The following is a 2,750-nucleotide window of genomic DNA, read 5'->3' as shown; positions in this document are numbered from 1 at the left end:
CATCGGCGCAGATCGGCACGTCATTGGCGATGGCGCCGGCGGTGCTGCTTGCCCAGCATGCCGATTTCGTCGACCTCGACGGTCCGCTGCTGCTTGCCCGCGACCGGGTACCGGGCCTTGTCTACCAGGGATCGCTGGTGTCACCGCCCGAAGTGGCGCTGTGGGGCTGAGCGCGCTGCAAGGCCGATCAGCACGAGGCCGATCAAGGCGATCGGGATCATGGCAAAGAAGCCGTCCACGCCGAGATGGTCGTAGAGCGGGCCGGACGCCAGCGTCACCACCGCCATGAAGAAGCCGTTGGAGAAATAGGCAATGCCTTGCGCGGCACCTGTCCGCTCCTCGGAGACGGTTTCGCCGATCATCTTCTGCAGGCCGATCAGCCCAAGCGCCACCGAGACCGAGTGCAGCGACTGGACACCGAAGAAACCGGGAATGCCGAGGCCGAGCGGCCAGACCAGCGGAAAGGCGATCCAGCGCACGATGGAGCCGATCCCCGCCATCACCATGATCGACACGACGGAGAACCGGTCAAAAAAGCGGGTGAACATCATGAACATGCAGACTTCCGACACCACGCCCCAAGCCCATAAGAGACCGACAACCGAATCGCTGAGGCCGATCGATTTCCAGTAGATGGAGACGAAACCGTAGAGGAATGCGTGGCTGGCGGTGATGACGCCGACACCGACGGAAAAATACAGGAAATACGGGTTGAGAAGCTTCGGCGCCGAATGCTGGATATCAGTGGCCGACAGCGGTGAGGCGCGCCGCGGACGGCCTAGACGCGGCGCCAGCAGGCCGGCGGCAAGGGCCGCGGCAAACGCCGCCAGAATGATAACCGGAACGGCCTGCGAGCCGGTTGCCGACAGAATGAAGCCGCCGGCGACATTGGCGCAGAGATAGGAGATCGAGCCCCATTTGCGCATGCTTGTGTAGTTCGAACCGAAGCGGCGGACACCCGAAAGCGCCAGCGAATCGGCGATCGGCGAATGCGGCGTCCAGACAATGGTCAGCGCCAGTGAGACCGCCAGCACCATCGCATAGGTCGATGGCAGGAAATAGCCTGCCGACAGGAGCAGTGATGCAGCCATCAGCGCGACATAGACATCGGCGCGGTCCCTGGCACGGTCGGCCAACGCGGTCAGTAACGGCGTCGTCACCACGCGCAGGAACATCGGCGCCGCCAGAATGACGGCGATCTGCTCGGCGTGAAAACCCTTGGCCTGCAGCCACAGTGGAAAATAAGGCAAATGCGTTCCGAGCGGCACGTACAGCGTCGCGAAGATCAGGCTCATGCGCAGTTCGAAATGGCGCGGCTTGACGAGTTGTTCGGGCGAGAGCTGCGGCAGGGCCATGAATCGATCCAATCGCGCTGTATTCGACCGGACGGCAACGCGTATCGATCCCTTAACATGGACGAAAACCGGACGAAACCGGTTGGACTAATTGATCGATTCCGAAGCCCGAAAAAGACTTCGGACTATGCCGCCTGCCCTACCCGGTCCGCGATGAGCAACGGGACAAAGGGCTCGTCCGGCGCTTCTGGCAGCACCTGCGCCCAGGTCAGGATTTCCATGCGGCCGTCAAAATGCTCGACCACGGCCGTGCAGCTTTCCACCCAGTCGCCGGTGTTGATGTACTGGACATCGCCAAAATTCTCGATGACGGCATGATGGATGTGGCCGCAAATGACGCCGTCGACGTGTGAACGACGCGCCTCATCCGCAAGCATGGTCTGGAACGAGCCGATGAAGTTCACCGCTTTCTTGACGTTGTGCTTGGCCCAGGACGAAAACGACCAATACGGCAGGCCGAGCAGTTGCCGCAGCCGCGTCACCACGCGATTGACCAGCATGGCCGCGTCATAGGCGTGATCACCGAGATAGGCGAGCCAGCGCGCATTGTGGACCACGGTGTCGAACTGGTCGCCATGGATGACGAGCAGGCGCTTGCCGTCGGCGGTCTCGTGGATGGCACGGTCGGCGACGACGATGCCGCCGAAATGCACGCCCTGGAACTGGCGGGCGAACTCGTCATGGTTGCCGGCGATGTAGGTGATGTTGGCGCCCTTGCGCGCCTTGCGCAGCAGTTTCTGCACGACGTCATTGTGGCTTTGCGGCCAGTGCCAGCTCCGCCGCAGCCGCCAGCCGTCGACGATGTCGCCCACCAGATAGATGATATCGGCATCGTGATATCGAAGGAAATCGATCAGGAACTCGGCCTTGGCCGCCTTCGAGCCCAGATGGACGTCGGATATGAACATGCTGCGGAAAGTGCGGGGCTCTTGGCCGGACATCGCGATTTCACCGTTGCTTTCGCGAGCCTATGCCCCGATTCATGCAACAACCGTATGACGGTTGCGATTGGTCCAGCCGAAGGACTAGCTTGCCGGCCAAATCACAGGAGAAATCGTCATGGATCTCGGTATCCGCGGAAAGAAGGCCATCGTCTGCGCTTCGAGCAAGGGACTTGGGCGCGGTTGCGCCATGGCGCTGGCCGAGGCCGGCTGCGATGTCGTGGTCAACGGGCGCAACGCCGAACTGGTGGCGAAAACCGCCGCGGAGTTGCGCGAGCGATATGGCGTCACGGTGACGGAAGTCGTCGGCGACGTTTCGAAGCCGGAGGTGCAGAAGGCGCTGCTCGCGGCCTGTCCCGAGCCGGATATCCTGGTCAACAACAATGGCGGCCCGCCGCTTCGCGATTTCCGCACGCTCGATCGCGAAAAGATCCTCGAAGGCGTCACCCAGAAT

3 protein-coding genes and 1 pseudogene are annotated in these 2,750 nt (G+C 62.1%); 2 read left to right on the top strand and 2 right to left on the bottom strand.

The genetic code is table 11. The features are described from left to right. A pseudogene (locus EN906_RS38560) lies at window positions 1–170 on the top strand (dipeptide epimerase); the annotation flags it as partial. On the opposite strand, the gene EN906_RS29890 reads toward EN906_RS38560, so the two are convergent. Both EN906_RS29890 and EN906_RS29885 read right to left on the bottom strand, forming a co-directional pair. After that, window positions 141–1,355, bottom strand: a complete 1,215-nt coding sequence (locus EN906_RS29890; RefSeq protein WP_127272350.1) for an MFS transporter — start codon at window positions 1,353–1,355, stop codon at window positions 141–143. The pseudogene EN906_RS38560 and the gene EN906_RS29890 overlap by 30 nt on opposite strands. A gap of 125 nt (window positions 1,356–1,480) precedes the next feature. Next, window positions 1,481–2,263, bottom strand: coding sequence for a UDP-2,3-diacylglucosamine diphosphatase (locus EN906_RS29885; protein ID WP_164748893.1), 783 nt, complete (start codon window positions 2,261–2,263; stop codon window positions 1,481–1,483). Between the two features lie 151 nt (window positions 2,264–2,414). On the opposite strand from EN906_RS29885, the gene EN906_RS29880 reads away from it, so the two are divergent. Further along, a partial coding sequence (locus EN906_RS29880; RefSeq protein WP_127375588.1) for an SDR family NAD(P)-dependent oxidoreductase occupies window positions 2,415–2,750 on the top strand: 336 nt, incomplete at its 3' end.

The organism is Mesorhizobium sp. M7A.F.Ca.CA.004.06.1.1 (genome assembly GCF_003999135.1).
In the GTDB taxonomy this organism is placed as follows: domain Bacteria; phylum Pseudomonadota; class Alphaproteobacteria; order Rhizobiales; family Rhizobiaceae; genus Mesorhizobium.
Note: the sequence above shows the minus strand (reverse complement) of the source record. Positions and strands in the feature narration are given on the sequence as shown.

Excerpts from the sequence above, each read along its gene's own strand:
- EN906_RS29890 (WP_127272350.1), bottom strand. The coding sequence starts at position 1,355 with ATGGCCCTGCCGCAGCTCTCGCCCGAACAACTCGTCAAGCCGCGCCAT.
- EN906_RS29885 (WP_164748893.1), bottom strand. The coding sequence starts at position 2,263 with ATGTTCATATCCGACGTCCATCTGGGCTCGAAGGCGGCCAAGGCCGAG.